This is a genomic window from Comamonas sp. UBA7840 (assembly GCF_002501455.1).
GTDB classification, from domain to species: Bacteria; Pseudomonadota; Gammaproteobacteria; order Burkholderiales; family Burkholderiaceae_C; genus Comamonas; species Comamonas jiangduensis.
Window position 1 is genome coordinate 95,410 of the sequence record NZ_DLTI01000041.1, and the last position, 25,647, is coordinate 121,056.

Here is a 25,647-nt window from a genome sequence, read left to right on the forward strand (position 1 = left end):
GTAGATGCACCGGCGGCTGCATGTGAGGTGGCAGGCTTAAGGCGTTGGAGTTCGCCTGCGACTAGCAACTGGTCCAGCGTAGCCTGGAATAGTCCGCTCAACGGCCTCGGGGTGGCCCAACCAGGCAGGGGCGATTCACTAACGTACTCGGCCCTGCCTGGCGATGTAAGGAAAGATTTCAGCTTCAGCCATAATGGTCCGATCAGAGACTCGGGGATGGCATGGACAAGAAGCAGCTCAGTGAAGCCGACATTTGTGCAAAATTCATCAGCCCAGCCGTGGTGCAGGCGGGCTGGAGCGAAGTCGATCAGATCTACCGCGAATACACCATCGCCCCCGGTCGCATCGTGGTGCGCGGCCAAAAGGCGCAGCGCAATATGCAGACGGCTTTGCGTGCGGACTTCCTGCTGTGCTATCAGTTTGGCCAGCCTCTGGCGGTGATTGAAGCCAAAGACAACCGCCACACCGTAGGCGCTGGCATGCAGCAAGCCACGGAATACGCAGAGCGCATGGGCGTGCCCTTTGCCTTTGCCAGCAATGGCGATGGCTTTGTGTTTCGGGATGCCAGCTTGCTATTTAACGGCCAGTTGCTCACTGAGCTGGCAATGGACGAGTTTCCTTCCCCCGCCCAGCTGTGGTCCCTCTATCAGCAGTGGAAAGGCTGGACGCCTGAGCAAACCCGTGTCAACGGCTTTGCCTACCACCAGGGCGATAGCAACCGCGTGCCGCGCTACTACCAGCTGCACGCCATCAACCGCACGCTCGAAGCCATTGCCGCTGGCCAAAACCGCGTGCTGCTGGTCATGGCCACGGGCACCGGTAAAACCTATACCGCTTTCCAGATCATCTGGCGCCTGCTCAAAAGTGGCGCCAAAAAACGCATCCTCTTTCTGGCCGACCGCAATATCTTGGTGGACCAGACCATGGTAGGCGACTTCAAACCCTTCAAGGGTGCCATGGCCAAGCTCAGCCCCAACGCCAAGGGCATTGAGCGCATTGACGCCGATGGCACCACGTCGGTGGATGCGCTAGAGCTGGCCATCACCCGTGGCACCAAGCACACGGGCGGCAAACAGGTCAACAAAGCCTACGAGGTGTACCTGGGCTTGTACCAGGCCGTCACCGGCAAAAAAGGCACGGAGGACGTGTTTCGGCAGTTCAGCCCCGATTTTTTTGACCTCATCATCATTGACGAGTGCCACCGCGGCAGTGCCAACGAGGACTCGGCATGGCGCGATATCCTGAACTACTTCAGCAGCGCCACCCAGGTCGGTTTGACGGCCACCCCCAAAGAGACCGAAGACGCGTCCAACATCCACTACTTTGGCGAGCCCGTCTACACCTACACGCTCAAGCAAGGCATTGAAGACGGCTTTTTGGCCCCCTACAAAGTGGTGCGCGTGGATCTGGACCGTGACACCTTTGGCTGGCGCCCGCCCAAGGGCATGCTGGACGATGCAGGCAATCCGATTGAAGACCGCATCTACACCGCGGCCGACATGAACCGCAACCTGGTGCTGGGCCTGCGTGACAAAGTGGTGGCCGACAAGATCACCCAATACCTCAAGGGCACCGACCGCAACGCCAAAACCATTGTCTTTTGCGAAGACATTGACCATGCCCAGCGCATGACAGCGGCTTTGGCCGAGGCCAACAAAGACATCTGCGCCACCCGCAGCAAATACGTGATGCAGATCACGGGTGACAACGAGGTGGGCAAGCGCGAGCTGGACAACTTCATCGACCCCGACAGCCTCGACCCAGTCATCGCCGTCACCAGCAAACTCATGAGCACTGGCGTCGATGCCCAGACCTGCAAGCTGGTGGTGCTGGACCAGAACATCAAGTCCATGACGCTGTTCAAGCAGATCATTGGCCGTGGCACGCGCCTCAATGAAGAGCGGGGCAAGCAGTTCTTCACCATCCTGGACTTCAAGCGCGCCACCGAACTGTTTGCTGACAAAGACTTTGATGGCGAGCCGGTGCAAATCTACCAACCCACGGGCGCTGACGATGTAGTGCCACCCACACCGCCAGAACCACTGGCCGAGGGTGAAACCGTCATCGATGGAGAAGGCTGGTTGCCAGAAGGCACGCCTGTGGATGGTGTGCCAGGTGGCGCAACCAAAGACCCGGCGGGCGTGAACGGCGGGCAATCAGGTGGTGCAGGTGGCAGCCCCGGTGGCCATGGCCCGCTCGGCGAGCCCGGCCAACCCCGCAAATACGCGATTGCCAACCGGGTCACCGTCTCCATCGCCCGCGAGCGTGTGCAGTACCTGGACGCCCACGGCAAGCTGGTCACTGAAAGCCTCAAAGACTTCACACGCATCAATCTGGCCAAGCAATACGACTCGCTGGACGCCTTCTTGCAGGCCTGGAGCAGCGCCAGCCGCAAGCAGGCGCTGATTGACGAGCTGCAGCACCACGGCGTGCTGCTGGATGTGCTGGCCGAAGAGCTGGCGCAGGAAAAAGGCGATGGCAGCAGCTTGCAAGGGGCAGACCCCTTTGATGTGCTGCTGCATGTGGCGTATGACCAGCCCATCCTCACCCGCAGCGAGCGCGCCAAGCGTGCCAAAAAGAAGCTGGCCGACGATGGCATTTACGCCAAATATGGTGAAACTGCCCGTAAAGTGCTGGACGCCTTGATCGACAAATACGCCGACGAAGGCATCACCGCCATTGAAAATACCGACGTGCTCAAGGTCCAACCCTTGACCCAGATGGGCTCACCGATCGAGCTGATGCAAAGCTTTGGCGGCAGCAAGCTGCAGTACCAAGATGCCATGTCCCAGCTGGGCCGCGCCATTTACCAGCCCGCCCGCGCTTGATTAAAAAACATAGCTACCAGTGCTTACCTGATAAGAACTGGCATTACTTTTTATTAGTAAAACATGCCTCATCTGATTGCCGAAGAAGCTGCGCTGCACTTCATCCACCACTACCAGCGTTTGCTGGTCGAGGTGGTCGCACATCCCAGTTTTCCCAAGCCTAAATCTGGCGAAGTGCCATACCTTGCGCTGCTGACGCAGGCGCGGGGCTGGATGCTTGAACACCCCCAAGTGCTGCAAGATGCATTGGCAGCACTGCGCCAAGCCAACGATCCGTTGCCAGGCGATGTGCAAAGTGCGGTAGTCAGCATGCGTGCCGGTCGCTGGGTGTATTTGCGCGACACCGCGCACTACAGCATCTTGTTGCCCGTGACCGCGCATGAATGTGCACAAGCCTATGCCGTCAAATCGCTCACCACGCGGCTGCGCGATATGACAGGGAGCAGTGGTTTAGTGCTGCAAACCGCCTTGATGGAATACGCAGGCGGCATTGTCACGGATGGCCTAGTCGGCACTGTGGCCTACCTCGGCCCAGGCTACCGAGAAAGCTATGGCGAATATGTGGCGCAAGCCAAGGCGCAAGGCCAGTTCTATCAAACGCAACTTCCAGTGATTGCACCAGATCCTGCCGTCCCAAAGGTAGCTAAGCCGCTGCGGCAATCTGCCAAAGCCGTTCAAGCTGCCAAGACCCCTCACAAATCCTAAAACATGAGCTGACACGCTTGCTTGGCAAGCGCTCGCCCTTGTGTTTATTCAATTCATTAAGTTCATACGAATGTCCAACCTGTCCTCCATCATCAAATCCATCCAAGACATCATGCGCCAAGACAGTGGCGTGGATGGCGATGCCCAGCGCCTGTCCCAGCTCACCTGGCTGCTGTTCCTCAAAGTGTTTGATGCGCTGGAAGAAGAGCTGGAATTCACCAAAGACGACTACCAAAGCCCCATCCCGCAAGCCCTGCGCTGGCGCAACTGGGCCGCCGATGCCGAAGGCATGACGGGCGACGCGCTGCTGGACTTTGTGGACAACCAGCTCATCCCCACCCTGGGCAACCTGCCCGGCAGCATTGCGCAAAACCCGCGCGCCTATGTGCTGCGCAGCGTGTTTGATGACACCTACAACTACATGAAAAGCGGCCACCTGCTGCGTCAGGTGATCAACAAGCTGGCCGTCATCAACTTCAACCGCCAGGCCGAGCGCCACCAGTTCAACGACCTGTACGAAAAACTGCTCAAAGACCTGCAGGCCGCCGGCAACGCGGGTGAGTTCTACACCCCCCGCGCCGTCACCCAGTTCATGACCGACATGCTCAACCCCCAACTGGGCGAAACGGTGATGGATCCCGCCACCGGCACCGGCGGCTTTCTGGTCTGTGCCATTGAGCACTTGCGCCAACAAGCCCAGACGCCCGAGCAGCAAGCCCTGCTGCAAACCGCCGTGCGCGGGGTTGAGAAAAAACCCCTGCCGCACAGCCTGTGCGTGACCAACCTCATGCTGCACGGCATTGAAGTGCCCAGCCAAATCCAAAACGACAACACCTTAAGCCGCCCGCTGCGCGACTACGGTCGGGCCGATCAGGTGGACATCATCCTCACCAACCCGCCCTTTGGCGGCACGGAAGAGCCCGGCATTGAAGACGGCTTTCCCGCCGATCTGCGCAGCCGCGAGACGGCCGACCTGTTCATGATCCTCATCATGAAGCTGCTCAAAGACGGGGGCCGCGCCGCTGTGGTGCTGCCCGATGGCTTTTTGTTTGGCGAAGGCAGCAAAAGCCGCATCAAAGAAAAGCTGCTCACCGAATGCAACCTGCACACCATCGTGCGCCTGCCCAATGGCGTGTTCAACCCCTACACCGGCATCAAAACCAACCTGCTGTTCTTCACCAAAGGCCAGCCTACGCAGCATGTCTGGTACTACGAGCACCGCTACCCCGCCGGTGTGAAGAACTACAACAAGACCAAGCCCATCCGCATTGAAGAGTTTGAGGCAGAAAAAGCCTGGTGGGGCAGCGCCGCCGATGGCTACGCCAGCCGCGTGGAGCATGAGCAGGCCTGGAAAGTCAGTATCGACACCCTGCGTGCTGCCAACTGGAACCTGGACCAGAAAAACCCCCATGTGGGCGAGCAAATCAGCCACGACCCCGACGAACTGCTGGCCAACTACGCCCGCCTGCAAACCGAAGCCCAGGCGCTGCGCGATGAGCTTAAACACATTCTGGCCCAGTCGCTGGGCGCAGAAATGATGGCCAAAACGGCCGCTAGCGCTTAAGGGGTAAGCGCATGCTGCTATCTAATTTGAATTTATTGGCCACGGCCCCCGGCGGCGTGGCCCGCCTGCGTGAACTGATTTTGACGCTGGCCGTGCAAGGCAAGCTGGTGCCGCAAGACCCGGCTGACGAACCGGCAAGCAGGCTGCTGCAAAAAATTCGGGCGGAGAAATACCGGTTGATTGCCGAAGGCAAGATCAAAAAAGACAAGCCACTGGCGGCAATTGCGGAGGAGGAAAAGCCGTTTGGGTTGCCGGTGGGGTGGGAGTGGGTGCGGCTTGGTGAAGTCGTTGAGGTTTTGGACAGTCTTCGAAAACCGGTCACTAAAGAGGAGCGGCAACCTGGCCCCTATCCCTATTACGGAGCATCAGGAATTGTTGATTACGTTTCTGCATATCTATTTGATGAACCACTAGTTCTTGTCGGTGAGGATGGAGCGAAGTGGGGTACTGGCGACAAGACAGCTTTTCCGATTTCTGGCAAGACCTGGGTCAACAACCATGCACATGTCTTAAGACCACTGCGCACTGCACTCGTAGACATTTATTTGGTTAATTTTCTGACTGCTCGGGATTTATCGGAATTCATTACCGGCATGACAGTTCCTAAGCTTAATCAGGCACGACTGACTTCCATTCCTGTTGCTCTCCCCCCTCTAGCCGAACAATCCCGCATCGTCGCCCGCGTCGAAGAACTCATGCGCCTGTGCGATGCGCTGCAGGCCAAGGGCCAGCTGGAGGCCACGCAGCACGCCCAACTGCTCAGCACCCTGCTGGGCACGCTCACCGCCAGCGCCACGCCCGACGAACTGGCCAATAATTGGCAGCGCGTGGCCCAGCACTTTGACCTGCTGCTGGACCGCCCCGAGGCCATCGACGCGCTGGAGCAAACCCTGCTGCAACTGGCAGTGCGCGGCCTGCTGGTGCCGCAAGACCCGGCCGATGAACCCGCCAGCGTGCTGCTGCAAAAGATTCGGGCGGAGAAAGATAGGCTGATTACCGAAGGCAAAATCAAAAAAGACAAGCCGCTGCCGCCGGTGACGGACGAGGAAAAGCCGTTTGAACTGCCTGTGGGGTGGGAGTGGGTGCGGTTGCAACAGGCATATGACGTACGTGATGGAACGCACGACACACCCAAATATCAGTCCACGGGATTTCCGCTCGTGACAAGTAAGAATCTCTATAGAGGTGTGCTTGATTTATCAGACGTAAAGCTGATTTCGCCTGTTGATCACGAACAGATATCCGCTCGTTCCAGAGTTGATCGCGACGATATTCTCTTTGCAATGATTGGCAGCATTGGAAACCCTGTCATTGTTGATACAGATGCGGAGTTCAGCATAAAAAACGTCGCTCTATTCAAGTACTACGCTGCCTCTTTGTCCTGCCCCAAGTACCTTTTATTTGTATTGCAGAGTGAAGCGGCAGGAATGAAAGAACGTGCGGCCGGTGGCGTGCAATCTTTCGTTTCGTTGGGGCAACTTCGCTCGACCGTGGTTGCTTTCCCTCCCCTCGCCGAACAATCCCGCATCGTTACCCGCGTCACCCAATTGCGCCGCTTGTGCGCCGACCTGCGCCAGCGCCTGGCCGAGCGCGAGGTAGTGCAGGCGCGTCTGGCGGAGGCACTGGTGCAACAAGTGGCCTGACCCGCTGCACACCACACATGGCTGATGCCAAACCCTGGCGCAGCGTTGCTGATCAACTGGCACAACTGCAAACCCGTGGCATGCACATTGGCGATGTGGCCAAGGCCACGGACTATCTGGAGCGCATTGGCTACACCGACTGAGCGTTTATTGGTACGACTTTCGGGTACGCGGCGAGCCGTTTTGCCCGCTGGATGCAGAAACAGGCCGCAAACCCCAAAAAGTGCAGCTGGAGCGCCCGGTGCTGGATGCATTCAAGCCCAGCGCGCGGTTTCACGATGCGGTGGATTGGTACGTGTTTGACAAGAAGCTGCGTTTGCTGGCGCTGGATTGCATTGAGGTGGCGCTGCGCGTGGACTTGTCGCGCCGGCTGGGTGAGAAAGACCCGTTTTCCTACTTGAATAAAAAAACGAACATGTAGGGGGTTCATGTTCGTCGTCGCTTTCAAAGTCGCGGCCATCACAACTTCTTCAACTTTGAGGAATACAACGATGGCCTACTTTGTTGCACACCCCGTCCGCCTGGACGAAGAAACCCGCTCCCACATCACCACCGCCGAGGCGGCTTTCCACCTCAACCGCTCTGAGCAGACCCTGCGCCTGTGGGCCTGCAAGGAAACGGGGCCCCTGCGCCCGGCCCGCATCAACAACCGCTTGGCTTGGTCGGTCGCCGAGTTGCGCCGCGTTTTGGGTATCCACTAAATCACTGCACCGCCATGCGCCTGCAGGCCCTCTCCATCACAGCCGTGCTCGTCACGGCTGGATTCATTTGAGGGGCTGGTGTGCAAATGGCTCACCGCACACGGCCTGCCAATATGTTTTTGCGCTTTGGCAAGCTCAAGGGCCCAACGGCGGCGCTCAGGGCTGCTCGCCACAATCTGCGAGAGCTGGCTTTGACGCCGAACATCTCCCCCGGCCAGCAGCACCACAACAAAGTCCTTCTGGGCTCCCACTCAGCCCAGGCTGTAGACACGGCTTACAAAAAACAATTGAAGGCTGCGGGCATTGACAAACTGCGCGTGGATGCCGTGCGCCTGATTGAGGCCCTGGTCAGCTTGCCTGTGGGCATTCAAGACACGCCGTGCGCGTACTTCCAATCCGCTCTGGAATGGCTGGGGGGTGAATTTGGCTCAGCCAACCTGTTGAGTGCCGTCGTTCACAACGATGAAAGCGCCCAGCACATGCATGTGCTGATCGTGCCTTTGGTCAAAGGTCGGATGCAGGGCTCTGACCTACTAGGCGGCAAAGCACATCTGCGTGCACGCCTTGCTCGGTTTGAGCAGGCGATGCAAGGCAGTGCAGCTGCTTTGGGCCTGCCTGATACAACAGGGCAGATACTGGATGCACAAGAGATGGCGCGCACCGTCATTCGCGAGCTGCAGCAGCGCAATGACCCGATGTGGAAAAGTAGCGTGGCGCAGCTACTGCGCAATTGCATTGAAGACAGCCCGCAGCAGTTTTATGCTGCCTTGGCGCCGATGATCAGCCAGTCCAGCACCGTCATGCGCCCTGCTCGCCCTCGTTGCCGCAATCGGCGGATGAAGACGATGGCAGAGATTTTTACCAAGCCCATACAGAACATGCGGGGTGCGGCGGCTGAACGCTACCGCCAAAGCGAAGAGTACCGACGTGCACACGTCACTGCGCCCTCTCATGCCACGCACCAAGCTATAGGACCGGATATTACGAACGTGCCTGAAATACGCCGCGTGGTACTTCCGGTTGTCTTCCCCAGTGTGGCACTGCCCAGCATGAGATTTCGGATGCGAACCCTATGCTCTGTAGGGTTCGCTGCACATCACGTGATTTTGCAGATCCACGCCAGCACCGCCCTTGTTGCTGCCCTGGATCGCTCTATCAAGTCGGTGCATCTACCAACGGCAGCACCTTGCACCAGAGTGCACACAGAACCGTTTGCGCAAGCATGTTCTGAAAGCTCCTGCTACCCAGAAGCAGTGCCGCTGGAGCGCATGCTTTTGACATGGTGGCTGCGCAAAGCCAGGGCTTCATGAATTTGCCTGCGCCTATTCATTGACAGCTCTGCGAGGTTTCTATGCCAAATACACAACCACACACACCACCCCTCCTCCACAGCAAATGCTGCGGCGCAAAAACACGCAAAGGCACCCCATGCAAGAGCAAAGTGCTGTATCGCGGCGGACGCTGCAAGCTGCACGGCGGCTTTTCAACGGGCCCGAAAACCAAGCGCGGTAAAGCTGCAAGTCGGCGCAACGGCAAAAAAGGTGGAAGGCCAAAGAAGAACCGACAAGTCCCCCCTTAAACCGACGCGTAAAAACCCAACCCCATGTGATGTTGACAAAAGTTAACATGCCATGTGCTTGATATTTCAGCAGACAGAACTTGGGAAGTTGATTGCTTTCAAGGTCCGGATAAAAACCTGAGCTGGCTTCATGCAACTTAGCCAAGTATTTACACGGAACTCAGCCACAGACTGCGCTACTGCAGGTGGATGCTTAGCATCTAACTCTTGCCAATGGTCAACCAGCCAGGCTGTGAATTCCGGGCATAGCTGTGCCATCAGTATGTAACTTAAGCTGTCAAAAGTTAGTATCCGCAAACCATCTGACGCTTGTGATCTGCAACATCCACCATTGGTGGATGTTGAATCACGCCATATTCCGTCAATTGCTCGGTGAACTCTGGGCAGTTCTGCGCCACCAGGATCAGGCTGTCAGGCTTGTTCAGCAGGTATTCGGTGTACGTGTTGCCGTTGTGTGTGAACTCTTGCAGTGCAAGGGTTCCAATCACGCCCTTATCTGACAAGCGCTCGGCGCTGATTTTTATGTTTCCATGCTGCTTCTCCAGCAGCTCCGCAATTTCGCGGGTGCTCATAGTCAGTGGCGCTGTTGGATTCATCAGTGCACTCATTGCTCGGTTCCTTTCTGCTGTTGGTTCAAAAGCAGTCCCGCGCGACCAACAGGCATCAAGGCATCAGTCCATGGCGGGCAACAGCGCGACCCAGTCCACGGGGTGAGAGGTGTCCACACGAATGGCCAGCGCTTGCTCGGTAGCATCCGGCAGTTCACGGAACTTCAGTTGCGCCGCAAGCACTGCCAGCGCCAGAAGCGGCGCCCTTTGCGCATGCGGCAAAAAGGTTGCATCGACCAACACCGGATAAGCGCAGGTTAGTGTGTTGCATCGACCGGTTGAATCCGCCGCTCAAAGGTGACATTGAAGATCTCTGTGGACTTGACCCGGTGAGCTTCAGGGCTACACCTGGAGCCAACCAAACAGACGTTTGATCAATCAGCGCTTTAGCGCATTTCACACCATGCCCACCAGCCCGCCCGACACACGCCGCGCGGGCTTTCTTTTTGGATCCCTCATGAACACATCACCCAACCGGAACTAGGACCAGCATCAGGCAGCGCCGAACACTTGCGCGAATCGACCCGGCCTGGCTGGACACCTCGAGGATGCTGAGCAGACTATCCTGTTGATAATTCCACCAGCGCATCCACGACCACGGCACCTCTGCCTGCAGCCCCCACCATCACGGGGTTGAGGTCCAACGAGGCGATAGTGCCGCGCGCGCCCACAATCACTTGCCCCACAGCCACAGTAATACGCGAGAGTGCCTGCACGTCCAGCGGCGGCTCGCCGCGTACACCGTCCAGCAGCGGGGCGATGCGCAGCGTGCGCAGAGCGGCCTGCACGTCGGCCTCGGAGAACGGGGGCAGCAGCACGGCGCAATCCTTGAGCGCCTCCACGTACTTTCCACCGTCGCCCACCACCACCACGGGGCCAAAGATCGGGTCCATGCGCGCGCCCACCATGAATTCATGCTGGCCCTTGCGTGTGGCCGCCACGATCACGCCGTCGCGCTGCACGGACATCACGTCCATCTTGGCCCAGAAGCGCTCGAACAGCTCGGCCGCCTGCTCGCGCGTCTGCACGTTGAGGGCCACCAGCCCGTGCTCGGACTTGTGCGGCACCTCGGCCGAGCAGGCCTTGACGACCGCAGGCGCGCCAATCGCGTCAAACGCTGCGCGCGCCTCGTCGGCGGTGCGGCACAGGTGCATGGGCACCGTGGGTACACCGTGGCGAGACAGCAGCTCCAGACTGTCCACTTCGTTGAGAAAACCTTGCGTGCCTGCAGGTACCTGCACATGCGGCAGCGCGTCCCACTGCGCGCGTGGACGGTGCATGAGCTCAGTGTGCTTGGCCACCTGGGCTAGCACAGCGATGGCCTCGCCCTCGTTGGGGAAGGTGGCAATGCCATGCTGCCGGAAGGGCTCGGCCACGGTTTCCTGCCACGCTGCCACGGCCACGGGCTTACCAGTAGCGGCCTCGAATGCGGCGGCGTCACGGGCGAAACGGTCCACGTCGTAGCCCGCGCCAGCCACAGGAATGTTTAGGAAGAAAAGATCTGCCGCCGGATCCTGCGCCACTGCAGGCAGCACGTCGCCGAACAAGCCGCTGTTAGACAGCAGCGCGGCCGTCACGTCAATCGGATTGCTGGCCGTGGCAAACCCTGGCAGCTTGGAGGCCACGTCGGCCTGCGTGACAGGACTCAGCTCCGCCAGGGACAGGCCCATGTCTTCGGCCGCGTCGGCACCCATCACGCAGCTAGCGCCGGAGTTGCTGATCACCACCAGACGCCGCCCCTCGGGGCGCCAGCCCTTCAGGTAGGCATGGGCAGCGCGCGCCTGCTCATGCGGGTCACGCACGCGCCAGATGCCGTGGTGCTTGAAAAATGCGTCCACCGTACGGTCCTCATTGGCCAGCGCGCCCGTGTGCGACGACGCTGCCTTCTGCCCGCTGACCGATCGTCCGGCCTTCACCGCGACGATGGGCAGGTCGCGTTCGCGCGCGTAGGCGGCAGTGGCAGCCAGCATCTCTGGGTTGGCGATGTTCTCCAGGTACAGCAGCAGCAGTTTGACGTCGGGGTCATGCGCGACAGCCCAGGCCATCTCGGATGCGGTCACATCTGCCTCGTTGCCCGTGGCGTGTACATGGCGCACGCCGAGGCCGCGCCCGCGCAGCAGACCATAGGCCATAGCACTCATGCCGCCGCTCTGGCTCACGATGCCTACCGGGCCGTCCATGGGCGGCACCTCAATGAACATGGTGGAAAAGCCCGCGATGGCACCCGTTCCGAAGTTGGCCAGCCCCTGCGTATTGGGCCCGTACAGGCGCATGCCTGAGGCGCGCGCGGTAGCCACCATGTGATCCTGTAGCTCGCGCCCGGCCGGGCCCGTCTCGCCAAAGCCCGAGGCGATCACCACAGCGGACTTCACGCCGCGTGCGGCGCATTCCTCCACGGCGGCGACGGTCTTGTCGCCGCCCACGGCGATCAGCGCCAAGTCGGGCACCTCGGGCAGCACGGCCAGGCCGGTGTAGCTCTTGTGGCCCTGGACTTCCTCGCGCGCCGGGTTAATGGGATAGATAGTGCCCTGGTAGCCGTGGAGCTGCATGTAGTGGATGGGGCGGCCACCGATCTTGTGGATATTCTCGGAGGCGCCGACAACGGCGACCGAGCGGGGGTTGAGTGCAGAGGTGAGTAGGTCAGACATGATGGGTTGCGAGACGTTGGGCGTTCCGTCGCCCCGCCGCTGGCAGGGCCGTGGAATGCAATGGCAGTTACAGGGACGCAGCGCAGTCAGCTGGCACAGCCAGCTCGGCGGTAAACCTTCCGGGGCCTAAAGCCAGCCGCGCAGCGCACGGCGTGGCGAGCGCGTGGAGCGCGGCATAGTCATTCAGCGGGGCTCAGTCAATCCGGGCGCCAGAGGCCTTGACCACCTTGTCCCACTTGTCCACCTCGGCCTGCAGGAAGCCGGCGAAGGCGGAGGGCGTGTTCCAGGCGGCGGCGAAGCCCTGCGCCTCGAAGCGCTGCTTCACCTCGGGGTTGTCCAGCACTTTCTTCAGCTCGACGTTCAAACGGTCCACCACCTCCTTGGGCGTGCCGGCGGGCGCCAGCAGGCCGTTCCAGGCGATGGCCTCGTAGCCCGGCAGGCCGGACTCGGCCACTGTAGGGAGGTCCGGCGCACTGGGTGAACGCTGGCTGCTGGTCACGGCCAGCGCCTTGAGCTTGCCGGCCTTCACATGCGGCATGGACGAAAGCATGGTGTCGAACATCAGGTCCGCCTGACCGCCCATCACATCGGTGAGCGCAGGGGCGCTACCTTTATAGGGCACGTGAGCCATCTTCACGCTGCCCATGGCGTTGAACAACTCGGCCGACAGGTGTGTGGACTGCCCGTTACCGGAAGACGCGTAGTTGAGCCCGCCCTGCTTGAATTTGGCCAGCGCGATCAGCTCTTTCACGTTGCTCGCCGGCGTTGCCGGATTGGTCACGATGACCAGTGGCCCGCTGGTGAGCTGCGAGATAGGTGCAAAGTCCTTGGTGATGGAGTAGCTGAGCTTCGCGAACAGTGAAGGGTTGATGGCATGCGCCGTGGTAGCCACCACCAGCGTATAGCCGTCTGCAGGGCTGCGTGCCACAGCCTCGGCACCGATGTTGGCGCCAGCGCCAGGGCGATTCTCGATTAAAAAGGACTGCCCCATTTGCTCCTGGAGCTTTTGTGCCACCACGCGCGCAACAATGTCGGTAGGGCCACCCGGCGGGTAGGGAACAACCAGCTTCACGGGCTTGCTCGGATAATCGTTGGCCCAGGCAAGGGGCGAAGCTGCAGCAGCGCACAGTGCGGCGCAAACGACGCCAATAACATGGCGACGCGGAGTGTTAATGGTGGTCTTGGGCATGTCTTTGTCTCCTTACTAGTTGTGGTGAAAAAAACGATCAGATGGCTGGCACGAAGTGCAACAGCGGTCGCCCCAGGTGCTCGAAGAATTCCGCGCGCACGCGCTCGCCGATCTGCACGCCTGTCGCCGCGTGCCCCATGAGGCGTGGCCCCTCGTCGAGTTGCACGATCACTAACGTGTAGGGTGCCAAGGCACGGAAGTCCTCCGAGGGGGCTCGCGCCACCACCGTGGTAGCACGCACAGTTGCGGTACCGGCAGCGTCGCACCAGTCGAGCCTGTCGTGGCCACAGCGTTGGCACGCGTAGCGCGCTAGGGTCTGTGCATGGCCGCATGCGGAGCAGCTTTGAAATCGCACCACGCCTGCGCGCAGGCCGTCATTGAAAGGAGTTGCCAGCGAGGTCATGACGTTCAGCCCTCCGTTGAAAGAATAAGACTTACGTGGGACGACATTACGCCCCCGTCGGCATGTATGAACGCGCGCTGCGGCGCAGGTATCTGACGCTCGCCCGACTGGCCTGTCATCTGTCGCCAGGCCTCCGCGATGTGCGCCATACCGCCAGCCACGCCGCAGTGGCCAAACGACAGCAGGCCGCCGTGCGTATTCAGCGGCAGCCCCCCCGTAAGCGCAAAGTCGCCTGCGCGGACCCGGGCGGCGGCCCCTCCCCGCGGTGCGAAGCCGATCTCCTCCAGCAGCATCACCAGCGTGATCGTGAACGAGTCATAGATCCCCAGGTAGTCGATGTCTGCCACAGTCAAACCGGCCTCAGCAAAGGCAAGGCCGGCGGCGTCTGCCGCTCCACACTGCATCACATCCACCATGGCAGTGAGGTGCTGATGGCGGTGCGCCTGGCCCGCGCCCATTACGCACACCGTAGTGTGCGGACCCCGGTCGGCAGAGACGACGAACGCCATAGCGCCGTCGGAAATAGGACAACAATCAAGAAGCGACAGCGGTGCGGCAATGGACTTGGCGGCCAGCACCTCAGCATGGGTGATAGGCGTACGCAGGTGTGCCTCGGGGTGGCGTGCGGCATTGGAACGCATGAGCACAGCGAACTCGGCCAGGTCGGCGCTGGTGATGCCAGTGCGGTGCATGTACTCCGAAGCCATCAGTGCGTAATACGCGGGTACGCTAGCACCGTTGGGCACCTCGTAATCAGCGTCACCCACCTGGGCCAGGGTCTGGATGGAGCTGTCGCGCGACTGGCCAGTGAGGCGGTTCTCGCCCGCCACCACCAGCACGTTGCGACAACGACCCGAGCGCACCAGTTCGCGAGCAGCCATCACCATAGCAGCGCCCGTGGCTCCGCCGACTTGCATACTGTGCGCGTAGCGCGGCGCCAGCGCAAAGCGCTCACAGAACAGCGTGGATAGCATCAGGTGAGGTAGCGTGGTGGCATAGCCGCACAACACACCATCGATGTCAGTGCGCGCTAAATCAGCACTGACCAACGCCTGGCGCGCTGCGTGGGCCATCAGGTCGAGTGCACCGAGCCCTTCGTGACGGCCAAAGGGAGTGCTGCCCGCGCCGCGTAGGTAGGCGGTGGGTAGTGGATTCATCGCAAAGTCTCCGGGGTAGTTTTTGACGGGGTGCGTGCACCGGCCAGTCGGCTTGCGCGCACCGCCTCGGACCAGCGCACCTGGCATACCGTGGACTCGCGCATCAACGCCTGGGCCATCGCAGCTTCACGCGCCAGGATGCGGTCGTTCAGCGCGGCAATGCTCAGGGCTGCCACGGGGCGCCCCTCGGGGTCGAGCACAGGCACGGCAATACCCCCCATGCGTTCGACCACAACATCAAGCAGTACCACGTGGCCGCGTTCACGCGCATCGGCGATACGCTCGCGCAGCAGCGCAGGAGTGATGCGCGGGTAACGGCTCATCTGGCTTGCGAGGATCTCCAGTGCTGCCTCGCGCTCGGCCTCGGGCATCCATGCCAGTAGCGCAAGGCTGCCGGCCCCTGCACCCAGCGGGCGACGGCTGCCCACGCGCAGGTAGTTGGCGCGAATGGGGTAGGTACCTTCCTCCACGTCGATACACAACGACTCCACACCACTGGGGATGGACAGCACCACGCTATCCTCGAACTGACCCACCAACCGCAGCAAACTGGGACGCGCCAGCGGCCGCGGGTCAAATCGCCTCAGCGCGGCTGCGCCCAGTACCATGAGTTCGGGCCCCAGCGAGAACTGCTTGCTCTGCACATCGCGCGCCACAAAGCCGTCGCGCACCATCACCTCCAGCAGACGCAGCGTGGTGGCCTTGTCCAGTTCGGCCGCCGCTGCGATGTCGGTCAACCGCGCGTTGCCCCCCTCGGACATCACCCGCAACACGCGCATGGCGCGCTCCACAGTGGAGGTACTGCTTCCGGGAGGGTGATTCACCATGGCTTTTGGGCGGGCAGCGGGGGACATGTGGTTTATTTCTTTGAATGAAATATTGAATGGCATGAAATTTATGTTGTGTTGGTTATTAAGGTCAAAAACCTAGAATGGAATTTCAATCAATAAAACATCTTTGATGCAATCCCAGTGAATACCCGCAGTAAATGCACCCGAGCTGCTGGCTGTTCGTGCTGGTTCACAGCCACTGCATGTGCGTACAGCGCCCACTGCTGGCGACACGCACAAGCCCGTGCCTGCAAATGCACGACGCCAAACGGTTCTACTCCAGCAACACCAGTTGACCGATCGCTCCCCATATCGGGCAACACCTTGAGCATTGAAGGAACGCACACTGAGCTCAGGATCTGGCGTTACTGAAATCCCCTTAGTCACGGCCCTACGTGGTGTTTCCTGCAAGTTCATCGACGCTGCGTGAGAGATACGTGGAGTGGCGCTACGACCTGCTTGCGAGAACCAAAGAGATACGTCGCCAGCATCCCGGTCGCTGTTGCGGCGTTGGACGCCCCTCCTCGCCCAATGCTCGCCCCAAGCTGCCCCGCAAGGTCCTTTCTTGGATGGCTTTCACGTGCTACGTTTGAAAAGCAACAGTGCTTCGCGCTACCGACAGCAGCACTGTGCCTATCTTGTGAGCAGCACTCGGCAGCACCGCCTCTGATTTGGCCTGCAGCGACAGAATTTGTGTGGTTCAACACACGCTCTGGCACTGGTTAACTACAGCGCCATAGATAGTGATGGCTTGGCGATGCCCTCCACGCGGCCAGACTTGGTGGGCATAGTGCGGGTGAGCGGTGATGCCCAACCACATCATTCAGTCCATGCATCCAGGCGCGACCCGGGTTTTGCTCGGCAAAACCACCCTCAGCGTCATGAAAATCGAACGACAGGGTTTCCCCGAGAGCTGATTTCACCCTGCAAAACTTTTTGAATCTTGATTGACGCGCTGCCCCATGCGACAACAACATTAGCTCCAAGCCGCCCCCACCCGCGGCGCTGGAGACACCAATATGAGATGGAGACAACGTCCCGCAGGCTCCAACTGGGGTGATTTCGGGCCCGACGACCAGTTGGGTCGCGCCAACCTGATCGGTCCTGTGCAGGTACGCAAAGGCGCTCTGGAAGTACGCGAGGGAATCAGCCTGTGCCTGTCGCTTCCACTGGACTATCCCGGCGGCAACGCGCTGAACGCGCGCCGCCTGCCGCCGCAGCTGCGCCCCACCCGGCGCGAAGGCATTCCATACGTCAACTTTCCACTGGGCCATGTCTACCCCGGTGCCACCGACGTGGTCAGCGACGATCAGGTGCTGCTATCGCTGCAGTACTCCACCCAATGGGACTCGCTGGCGCATGTGGGTGCGCTGTTCGACCCCGATGGCAGCGGCCAGCTGCGCACCACGTACTACAACGGCTACCGCGGTCATGAGCACATCCTGGGCCCGCAGGACCACGGCATTCCCACGCGCGGCGACGACGCCACGGCTGCGCGCTACCAGCCCGTGTGCTGCGCCGGACGCGCGCCCGACGAGAGCGTAGCCCGCGCGCTGGGCGTGGAGCACCTTGCCGTGAAGGGCATGCAAGGACGTGGCGTGCTGGTGGACCTGGAACGCGCCTACGGCACCGAATTTCGCGACATCGGCTACGACGAACTCATGCACGCCATGGACCGCAGCGGCGCCAGCGTGGAGCCCGGCGACATGCTGCTACTGCGCACCGGCTTTGCCGAACTGGTGCTGTCCATGCAGCACCAGCCCGACGCGCACCGCCTGCACAACAGTTGCGCAGCGCTGGACGGTGGCGACGAGAAGCTGCTGCAGTGGATCACCGACAGCGGCATCGCTGCGCTCATCGCCGACAACTACGCCGTGGAGCGCCACCCGCCGCGCCGCGTTCCTGAAGACGGCTCGCCCTACCCGGTGTTGCCCCTGCACGAGCACTGCCTGTTCAAGCTGGGGCTGCCGCTGGGCGAGCTCTGGTACCTCAAGGAGCTGGCCGACCACCTGCATGCGCTCGGCCGTACCCGCTTCCTGCTCACCGCCCCGCCCCTGCGCCTGCCAGGCGCGGTGGGCTCACCCGTGACCCCCATCGCCACCCTCTGATTTCCCTGTACACACACCAACGAAGGAGACAACCATGACCCGCCAAACTCCCCTGGTCAGCGCCTGCCGCATTCTGTGCACTGGCCTTTCTCTGATGGCTGCCACGGTCGCAGCCACCGCCCAGGATATGAAAATTTCTGACGACGTGGTGCGCCTGGGCATCCTGACCGACCTGAATGGCCCGTTTGCCGACATCACCGGGCCGGGCAGCGCCGCTGCTATCCAGATGGCCATCGACGACTTCGGCGGCCAGATACTGGGCAAGAAAATCGAACTGGTGGTGGCCGATCACCAGAACAAGGCCGACATCGCCTCCAGCAAGGCACGCGAATGGTTCGACACTGGCAAGGTGGACGCCATCATGGACGTGGCCGTCTCAGCCCCCGCGCTCGCGGTGCTCGAGATAGCCAAACAGAAGCAGAAGGTGATCATCTTCAATGGACCCGGCCTGGACCGCCTGACCAACGACCTGTGCATGCCCAGCACCGTGCACTATGTCTACGACACCTATGCGCTGGCCAACGTGACAGCCAGCGCCATCACGCAACGCGGCGGCAAGGACTGGTTCTTTGTCACGGCCGACTACGCCTTCGGCCACAGCCTGCAGGAGCAGGCCAGCGCAGTAGTGACGGCCCAGGGCGGCAAAGTGCTGGGTGCCGCCAAACACCCCATCGGCGCAACGGACTTCGCTTCGTTCCTGCTGAGTGCCCAGAACAGCAAGGCCCAGGTCGTTGGGTTGGCCAACGCGGGGGGGGACACTGTGAACACCATCAAGGCAGCGCGCGAGTTCGGCCTGACCACGGGCAAGAACAAGCAGACATTGGCAGGCCTGCTGATGTACATCAACGATATTCATGCCATCGGCCTGCGCACTGCTGGCGGTCTGATGCTCACCGAAGGCTTTTACTGGGACATGAACGATGAGACGCGTGCTTGGTCCAAGCGCTACTTCGAAAAAATGAAAAAAATGCCCAACATGAGCCAGGCGGGCGCCTATTCCTCGACCATCCATTACCTGAAGGCCGTGCAGGCCACCAAGACCGACGAAACAGCACAGGTCATGGCCAAGATGAAGGCTACCCCCATCAACGACTTCTTCGCCAAGAATGGCCGCATCCGCGAGGACGGTCGCATGGTTCATGACATGTACCTGTTTGAGGTCAAGTCGCAGGATGAGTCCAAGTACCCCTGGGACTACTACAAGCTCGTGACCACAGTGCCCGGCGACAAGGCGTTCCTGCCGCTATCGCAGTCTAAGTGCTCCATGGTGAAAAAATGACAAACACCGTGCTGATTGTGGGCGCCACAGGCGTCGTGGGCCAAGCCTGCCTCCGTCACTTTGCCACCCTGCCCGGCTGGCGTGCCTTGGGCGTGGCGCGACGTGCCATCGACCTGCCAGCGGGCGCGACCGCTCTTCAGCTAGACCTGCAAGACTCGGCAGCCTGCCAGAGTGTGCTGGGAGAGCGGGACGACATCACCCATGTGGTCTATGCAGCCGTGTACGAGCAGCCCGGCGGGCTGGTCGGAGGCTGGTGCGACCAGGAGCAGATGCGCATCAACCTGCAAATGCTGCGCAACGTGGTCGAGCCGCTGGACCGCCCCGGCGGCCCGCTGCGCCACGTAACCATCATGCAAGGTGGCAAGGCCTACGGTGTACATATCCACCCGCAGCTAGCTGTGCCCGCACGCGAACGTTGGCCGCGCGATCCACACGAGAACTTCTACTGGCTGCAGGAAGACTTTCTGCGCGAGCGCCAAGCCAAGGGCCAGTGGCACTTCACCATCATGCGCCCGCGCATCGTGTTCGGCGACGCGGCGGGTAGCAACATGAATCCCATCCCAGCCATCGGCGTCTATGCCTGGCTGCGCCATGAGCAGGGCCTGCCGCTGGCATATCCCGGAGGCCCGGCGCGAGTCAACCAGGCCATCGACGCTGATCTGATCGCCCAGGCCTGCGCCTGGGCCGCCGAGTCGCCCAACGCACGCAACGAGACCTTCAACCTAGAGAACGGCGACGTGTTCGTATGGCAGAACGTATGGCCCACCATCGCTGACGCACTGGGCATGACTATGGGAGAGCCTGAGCCCCAGTCGCTGGCTACCGCACTGGCCAATCAGCAGCCCGCGTGGGAGCACCTGGTGGACAAGTACCTGCTGGCAGCGCCACGTGATCTGACCGCCTTCATCGGCCAGGGCGCGGCGTACGCAGACTTCCAGATGAACCACGGCAGGACCGGCCCTCTGCCTCCAGTGATCATGAGCTCGGTAAAGATCCGCCAGGCGGGCTTCCATGCCTGCATGGACACCGAAGACATGTTCCGCAAATGGTTCAGCCAATTGCAACAGCGCCACCTACTGCCCACGGTAGCGCAAGCGCGTGGGGCACCGCGCATGCCTAGCAGCGATCGCAGCTCCTCTGGGTCAGCATGAGCTCGTTGCAGTGCACAGAAACGTTGTCTCAAGGATAAGCGGGGGGATGTCTACCCAACTGGGGCAGTAGATTGCGGAAACCCGGCAATCTAGTTTGCTGAAATCCAGCAAACTGGAATGGAGGCCAATGCCTTATACCTCATCAATCAGGTGCAGCCAAAAAGCGGTGTGCTTGCGCACGTGCTCCTTCGTATATTTGCTTCGCCATACTCGTTGACACACTGGGATGCAGGTCAGCATTGACTCGCTCAATCGCGGTGTCCAGCTGCGCCAGCATCTCCAGCATCGCGGGCCACAGCCCGTCAACCCGCGTCCACTCTGCCAAAGCTTTCCAGTGCCGACGCTGGATTTTCTGCAGGTGGTAGTGGCGGCTTTGGGTCCCTGGAACAGCCATGGCCATCTTGGCTTTCTGCCAAGCAATCTTTCCATAGCCATGGCCTATTACCGGCCATGCCGACAACACGTCATACAAAGGCGTAGCGATATAGCCCCCGCCAGGTTGCATGAAGATGGAGAAGTTTTTGGCATGTCCGTCGATAGCACCCAAAAGCCAAAACGCCAACTGCGCCATGACGAAGCGCGCGCAATCTTGCGCAGACGCCTGGCTCTTGCTCAACACTTGCAAGCATTGCGCTATCCCAGGACCACCATCCGCTTCGTACTTCTGAGTGCTGGTAACCCCAAGCGACTGGCATAAATCTTCTTGCGGCAAACGTGCCAACCAGCCATCTGGTGTCCATGCCCGATCAAAGCGCTCGACACACAGCACCGTGTGTGGGCCAAAAGTTTCAATGCTGCAGTTCGCTACCGGCAATCCCAGCGCTTTAAGCAATTGATTGCACAGCCACTCGTTTTGTACCGACTGCGTGAAATCCAGCTCAGTCCCCGGCACCAAACCGATGTTGGGCTTGAGTATGTGGGTGGTAGGCGTAGCGCCCTCGGGCACATACCACTGTGAGTCCACCCGCAGCAGCGCTGTTTTCTCTTGTGCGCCAGCAATCGAAATCCGAAAGTCGACATCCGCATCCAGGCTACCAAATGAAGCACCCAAAGAGCTCAAGTATGCACTGATCGCTGCTTCATCCAATCGCTGGCCACGGACCTGATCAAAGCCATCAGGCTCAACACCCTCGGGCAGTAATTGCACGGCCCCCACGCAATCGCGGCCGATCGCTTCTAGCAAGGTAAACACGTCAGACTTGCGCAGCCCGTACCGTTGCCGAATGCGCTTGCGGATGTCGGTGTTGTCAGGCAATAGGTTGTCAAAAAAGTTCTCGACCACCTCGCCGGTGACACGAAGGTCCGGCGTAAATGGCAGCGACAGCGACAAAGGGCGCACATGTTTGCTCGCCAGCCAGCCTGGGTCATACACCAGACTGTGCGCACCCGTGCGTGAGATCTCCCAGCGCCCTACTCGCAAACCGTTCATCCAAATACCGAGCGCACGCATTACCAACGCCCTTGTGGCTTGTGACTCTGCCAGCCATCTGCGAGTACCGTGTGTTTCAGCGGCTGCGCTCCCTGCGTTGACTCAAGACGCTGGGCTGGCGCTGCCTGGTGGGCTACTACCGTCGACTGCTTATTTTTTGACGTAGATTCACCCGCTTGGGGTGCTGCACCTGAGAGCGCGGCCTCTGGGGGCGGCGTCTGGGCTCGCACCACCAACTGTGCCCCCAACAAGTCTAGGATGGCCATCATCTGCCCCACGCTGACTGCGGAAGGGTCCTTCTCAATTGCGGCGATTCTGGATTGCGTGACTTGAAGCAAGCTCGCCAATCCGGCTTGGCTCATGCCTTTGGCTTTGCGCAGCGACTTGAGGTGCAAGCCCAGGTGCTGCGGAAAATTCAGTGCGTAGTCCATCTCACCTCCACGGCCAAAATCATTTCAAAGTGATAAATGCAAATTATCACTTAAATGTGATTTTTGCAAATTATCACTCCAGAGTGATGTTCATGCGCCTGGCGGTAGGACCTCCCTCAGTGAGTCACTTCACGATGCGCAACCTAGCAACCTCTTGAGGTGCTTCAAATTGGACGTTGGCCAGCTCCAGGATGTACGCTTCGATGCGCTGCGCGAACGGCCGCAACGCATCGATACTGCGCGGCCGATAGCCCTCTGCCGTGGCACTGGGCTTGTGCCCCATGATCTGTGCAATCGCACCGGCAGGTGCACCTGCGGCTTCCCCCAGCAACGAAAAGGAGCGACGCAAACCGTGGAATGTCAAATGATCAATTCCTGCACTGCGTAGCGCCAAGGCATGGCTTGCGCGAGCGTCTGTAATCCGCCCCGCTTTGCCGGTACTGGCAAACACGTAGGTACCGACACGCGGCAGACGCATGAGTAGTCGCGCCAAATACGGGGTCAGCGGAATTACGCGAACCTCATCCACCTTGTCAGCCAAGGTTAACTTGCTCCAGCGGAAATCCACCTGCTGCCACGTCAAAGCGGCCACTTCTTCGCGGCGAGCCCCTGTCAGGAGCAAAGTTCTTAAATAAGCACTGGCGGTTTGGTTGGACAACTGCTCGACCCCACTCCACCAGCTTCGCACCTGTGCCGCCTCCAATGCATCGGTCCGCCGAACACTCGCAGGCAAGCTTTCCACAATCGCCGGTGCTTTGCCGGCATCACGGTCCACCAACCCTCGATATTTGGGCTGAGCGGCACACCAGCGTAGAAAACCACGGAACATCATGAGTGCACGGGTGGCCTGGTGCCTTCCACTTTGTGCTTCTCGGTCAAACCACGTTTTTAGGGCATCTTCGTCAATCGAGACCAAGGGCATAGTAAGCAGCGGATACACCGGTCCAGGCCGCGTCAGCCCAGTACCCCGCTTTTTCGGGATGCCGCCCGCCGACGCCACGTTTTTCAGATCTTCCAGATAGCGAGGCTTCCAAGCCTCTTTGCGCTTAGGTCTCCCCGTTTCTAGGTAGACAGACCACAAATCACCCACCGTCACCGCGCGGGCCGCTTCCTCCACCTGCCTTTCTTGGGCATCGGCCAACGCCCGGCGTTTTTGCTCACGGGGATCTTTACCTTCATCGATCTGGCGCTGCAACTCGCGTGCCTTGGCTTGGGCCTCGGGAATCCGCCAAGCATCGGGGCTGCCAATCGTGATGCGAATGTCTTTGCCCGCATAGCTACCCTGGAAAACATAAGAAGGCTTGCCATTGGGTGTCGCGCGCAACCCCAGCCCTGGGGACGTGGAGTCCCACAGGAAGGCTTGCTTTTTGTCCGGCAGACACTTGAAAGCTTGGATGCGTGCGGCAGTGAATGCGACCTTCGACATGGGACTCCTCGGCGCGGTCTTACATCGTCAGGATGTAAGGGCGGATGTAAGACTTTTTGGTGAATCTGGATCAATTCAGATCAACACAACTGCTTAATATTTAATCAATGCAATTAAGCAACTTGTTGTTTTTATTGTATTTATCAACCAAAATCAACGCAAGCAAATTTTATAAACTGTTCATTCGTAATGAGAAGGTCGCGTGTTCGATTCATGTCTCAGGAACCAATAAATTCAACGACTTACGAGTCTTCATTGTTCAAAGGGTCGTTTGCTGTCACTTCAAGTCACAGTAGACAGCACTACTGAATAGTACTGCGCAGTAGCGCTTTCTCTATCCAGCTAGTTCTTGTGCCGTCACATTTCGCTGACCACGCACAAGATGCATCATGGCTACAACCCGCGAACGAAAAGATCAGAACGGCAAGGTGAGCTACCAAGCTCAAGTCCGTATTCAACGGCTATCCGCCTCAGTCAAGGGGAATCATCCAGTCTTCCTTTAGCCTCACGGGATTACGCCTATTGCCCTCTACAGAAGACCACCCATTCGAAGAGCCATGTCGCATCCTAAATATGCGCGCCGTGCTGATGGTGACTATGAATTAATTTATCTCACCACCAAAATGAGAAGCAACTTCTCGCAAGTCTGCCTCGCCCAAAACTCCGGCCAAATGACGCAAACGCAAGCCTGCGACTAATTGCTCATATCGGGCTTGCGCCAAATCATGGACAGACTGTGCTAGACGTTCCTGTGCATTGAGGACATCAACATTGGTACGTTCACCACCAATAAAGCTGCGTTGAGTTGCCTCAATCAGCGCATGGCTGGTAGCCACGGCAGACTCAAGCGCAGCAATACGCAAAACTCCATTTTTCTGGGCGCTGTATTGACGGTGCAACTCAACCTCCAATTCAGCGACTCTGGCATCCAAGTCTGCTTGTGCCTTCACCAATTGCGCTATAGCCTGCCGGGACTGGGCAGAGACGGAGCCACCAGCAAAGATGGGCACATTCAATTGCACCCCTACCGTAGTGGTGCGCGAAGACTGGCGATACGTGGAAGTGGTGTCTGATTCATTGTTTCCCACGCTCAAGATCAAAGCCAACCGAGGGTAATGTCCGCTGTCAACGCGCCTGACTTCTTGGCGCGCGGCCTCTAAAGTATGTTTTAGGCTTTCAACTTCTGGGTTAGCGTCAAATGCCTTACTGCGCCAATCATCCAGAGCCCCAAAAACCAATCTGGCAGCGCCCCTTGATGAAAGCCGCTCAAGCCGGCTAACTGGTTTGCCCACGATGGCTTTGAGAGCATCGATTGCATGCTGAGCCCGATCCTGCGCCACAATCAGCTCAGCCTGTATCAAGGCCTGCTTTGAACGGGTCTCTAGCATGTCAGTACGGGTTCCCTCACCTTGCAACAAGCGTTGCTCGTTGGCGCGCAACAACTCATCGGCAGACTGAAGTTGCGCCTTAACAAGACTTACTTCTTCGCTCGCCAGCAATGCTTTTGAATAGGCTTCAAAAACCCGTACCATCAGTTCTTGCTCACGAAGTCGAAATAACGCTTCACTCGCAGCGGTTCGTGCTGCGCCTTGTTCTTTGGCGGCCCATGCCTCACGGTCATACAAAGGCTGGCGCAGTTGCAAACTAGAGGTGTTACTAGCATAGCGACCTCGGTTGTCAGTTCGGCCGCTTGCTTCGGTTACCCGAGATTGGTTTTGATTACTGGATACCACTCCAGAAATTATTGGTAGCAACTTTGCTTGGCCAATTGCCTGATGCTCCAAGCCCTCATCACGAACAGCTTGGGCGCCTTTGAAAACCGGGTCATGCGCACGCGCAGCCTCATATGCCTGCATAAGCCCCATTAGCTCTTCGCCCCAAGTACCGTTGCTCAACAGCGCCAGTGCAACGGCAACCCAACACCGCTGACTTCTTGTGGATTCGCACTTTGCAAGACTTTTTTGCACT

At 59.6% G+C, this 25,647-nt stretch carries 22 protein-coding genes; 12 read left to right on the top strand and 10 right to left on the bottom strand.

All coding sequences use genetic code 11. The annotated features are described in order from the left end of the window. Positions 1-221: 221 nt before the first annotated feature. The 9 genes from hsdR to B3R00_RS15215 all read left to right on the top strand — a co-directional run bounded on the left by hsdR (position 222) and on the right by B3R00_RS15215 (position 9,020). The gene (gene hsdR / locus B3R00_RS15175; protein WP_286999716.1) at positions 222-2,828 is read left to right on the top strand and encodes an EcoAI/FtnUII family type I restriction enzme subunit R; all 2,607 of its coding nucleotides are present in this window, start codon (positions 222-224) and stop codon (positions 2,826-2,828) included. A gap of 63 nt (positions 2,829-2,891) precedes the next feature. After that, on the top strand, positions 2,892-3,533 hold the full coding sequence (locus B3R00_RS15180) for a hypothetical protein (RefSeq protein WP_286999717.1): 642 nt from the start codon (positions 2,892-2,894) through the stop codon (positions 3,531-3,533). A 70-nt stretch (positions 3,534-3,603) separates the two neighbouring features. Continuing rightward, complete coding sequence (locus B3R00_RS15185) at positions 3,604-5,097, top strand: type I restriction-modification system subunit M (protein ID WP_286999718.1); 1,494 nt, start codon at positions 3,604-3,606, stop codon at positions 5,095-5,097. 11 nt (positions 5,098-5,108) lie between these two features. Beyond that, complete coding sequence (locus B3R00_RS15190) at positions 5,109-6,740, top strand: restriction endonuclease subunit S (RefSeq protein ID WP_286999719.1); 1,632 nt, start codon at positions 5,109-5,111, stop codon at positions 6,738-6,740. Positions 6,741-6,757: 17 nt separating this feature from the next. Beyond that, complete coding sequence (locus B3R00_RS15195) at positions 6,758-6,883, top strand: hypothetical protein (protein ID WP_286999720.1); 126 nt, start codon at positions 6,758-6,760, stop codon at positions 6,881-6,883. 47 nt (positions 6,884-6,930) lie between these two features. Continuing rightward, positions 6,931-7,161, top strand: coding sequence for an Abi family protein (locus B3R00_RS15200; protein WP_286999778.1), 231 nt, complete (start codon positions 6,931-6,933; stop codon positions 7,159-7,161). A 70-nt stretch (positions 7,162-7,231) separates the two neighbouring features. Further along, positions 7,232-7,441 (top strand): hypothetical protein, encoded by a 210-nt coding sequence (locus B3R00_RS15205; RefSeq protein WP_042419516.1) that lies wholly within the window; start codon positions 7,232-7,234, stop codon positions 7,439-7,441. Between the two features lie 86 nt (positions 7,442-7,527). After that, positions 7,528-8,751, top strand: a complete 1,224-nt coding sequence (locus tag B3R00_RS15210) for a plasmid recombination protein (RefSeq protein WP_286999722.1) — start codon at positions 7,528-7,530, stop codon at positions 8,749-8,751. 41 nt (positions 8,752-8,792) lie between these two features. Next, a complete protein-coding gene (locus tag B3R00_RS15215; protein WP_284214665.1) occupies positions 8,793-9,020 on the top strand; it encodes an HGGxSTG domain-containing protein in 228 nt (75 codons plus the stop codon). A gap of 284 nt (positions 9,021-9,304) precedes the next feature. On the opposite strand, the gene B3R00_RS15220 is transcribed toward B3R00_RS15215, so the two are convergent. The 6 genes from B3R00_RS15220 to B3R00_RS15245 form a co-directional block, all read right to left on the bottom strand. Continuing rightward, on the bottom strand, positions 9,305-9,628 hold the full coding sequence (locus tag B3R00_RS15220) for a Rha family transcriptional regulator (RefSeq protein WP_286999724.1): 324 nt from the start codon (positions 9,626-9,628) through the stop codon (positions 9,305-9,307). Positions 9,629-10,188: 560 nt separating this feature from the next. Further along, entirely contained in the window at positions 10,189-12,276 is a 2,088-nt protein-coding gene (locus tag B3R00_RS15225; RefSeq protein ID WP_286999725.1) for an acetate--CoA ligase family protein, read from the bottom strand. Between the two features lie 193 nt (positions 12,277-12,469). After that, positions 12,470-13,465, bottom strand: a complete 996-nt coding sequence (locus B3R00_RS15230) for a tripartite tricarboxylate transporter substrate binding protein (protein WP_286999726.1) — start codon at positions 13,463-13,465, stop codon at positions 12,470-12,472. Positions 13,466-13,502: 37 nt separating this feature from the next. Beyond that, entirely contained in the window at positions 13,503-13,868 is a 366-nt protein-coding gene (locus tag B3R00_RS15235) for a Zn-ribbon domain-containing OB-fold protein (RefSeq protein WP_286999727.1), read from the bottom strand. 5 nt (positions 13,869-13,873) lie between these two features. Further along, positions 13,874-15,025 carry a thiolase family protein gene (locus B3R00_RS15240; protein WP_286999728.1) on the bottom strand — a complete coding sequence of 384 codons (1,152 nt, stop codon included), beginning with the start codon at positions 15,023-15,025 and terminating at the stop codon, positions 13,874-13,876. Beyond that, a complete protein-coding gene (locus tag B3R00_RS15245) occupies positions 15,022-15,879 on the bottom strand; it encodes an IclR family transcriptional regulator (protein ID WP_286999729.1) in 858 nt (285 codons plus the stop codon). The genes B3R00_RS15240 and B3R00_RS15245 overlap by 4 nt, the downstream gene beginning before the upstream one ends. Positions 15,880-16,874: 995 nt before the next feature. Between B3R00_RS15245 and B3R00_RS15250 the strand changes: the two genes are divergently transcribed. The 3 genes from B3R00_RS15250 (at position 16,875) to B3R00_RS15260 (ending at position 20,393) form a co-directional block, all read left to right on the top strand. Beyond that, entirely contained in the window at positions 16,875-17,963 is a 1,089-nt protein-coding gene (locus B3R00_RS15250) for a cyclase family protein (protein ID WP_286999731.1), read from the top strand. A gap of 94 nt (positions 17,964-18,057) precedes the next feature. After that, positions 18,058-19,242: an ABC transporter substrate-binding protein gene (locus tag B3R00_RS15255; protein WP_286999779.1), complete on the top strand. Its 1,185-nt coding sequence runs from the start codon at positions 18,058-18,060 to the stop codon at positions 19,240-19,242. Then, positions 19,239-20,393, top strand: coding sequence for an SDR family oxidoreductase (locus tag B3R00_RS15260; protein ID WP_286999732.1), 1,155 nt, complete (start codon positions 19,239-19,241; stop codon positions 20,391-20,393). Before B3R00_RS15255 ends, B3R00_RS15260 begins: the two co-directional genes overlap by 4 nt. A gap of 142 nt (positions 20,394-20,535) precedes the next feature. On the opposite strand, the gene B3R00_RS15265 is transcribed toward B3R00_RS15260, so the two are convergent. The 4 genes from B3R00_RS15265 to B3R00_RS15280 form a co-directional block, all read right to left on the bottom strand. After that, positions 20,536-21,843: a type II toxin-antitoxin system HipA family toxin gene (locus tag B3R00_RS15265; RefSeq protein WP_376747644.1), complete on the bottom strand. Its 1,308-nt coding sequence runs from the start codon at positions 21,841-21,843 to the stop codon at positions 20,536-20,538. After that, the gene (locus tag B3R00_RS15270) at positions 21,843-22,253 is read right to left on the bottom strand and encodes a helix-turn-helix domain-containing protein (RefSeq protein WP_286999734.1); all 411 of its coding nucleotides are present in this window, start codon (positions 22,251-22,253) and stop codon (positions 21,843-21,845) included. Before B3R00_RS15270 ends, B3R00_RS15265 begins: the two co-directional genes overlap by 1 nt. A 124-nt stretch (positions 22,254-22,377) precedes the next feature. Next, the gene (locus B3R00_RS15275; protein WP_286999735.1) at positions 22,378-23,679 is read right to left on the bottom strand and encodes a tyrosine-type recombinase/integrase; all 1,302 of its coding nucleotides are present in this window, start codon (positions 23,677-23,679) and stop codon (positions 22,378-22,380) included. Between the two features lie 602 nt (positions 23,680-24,281). Continuing rightward, positions 24,282-25,646, bottom strand: a complete 1,365-nt coding sequence (locus tag B3R00_RS15280; protein WP_286999736.1) for a TolC family outer membrane protein — start codon at positions 25,644-25,646, stop codon at positions 24,282-24,284. Position 25,647: the final 1 nt, after the last annotated feature.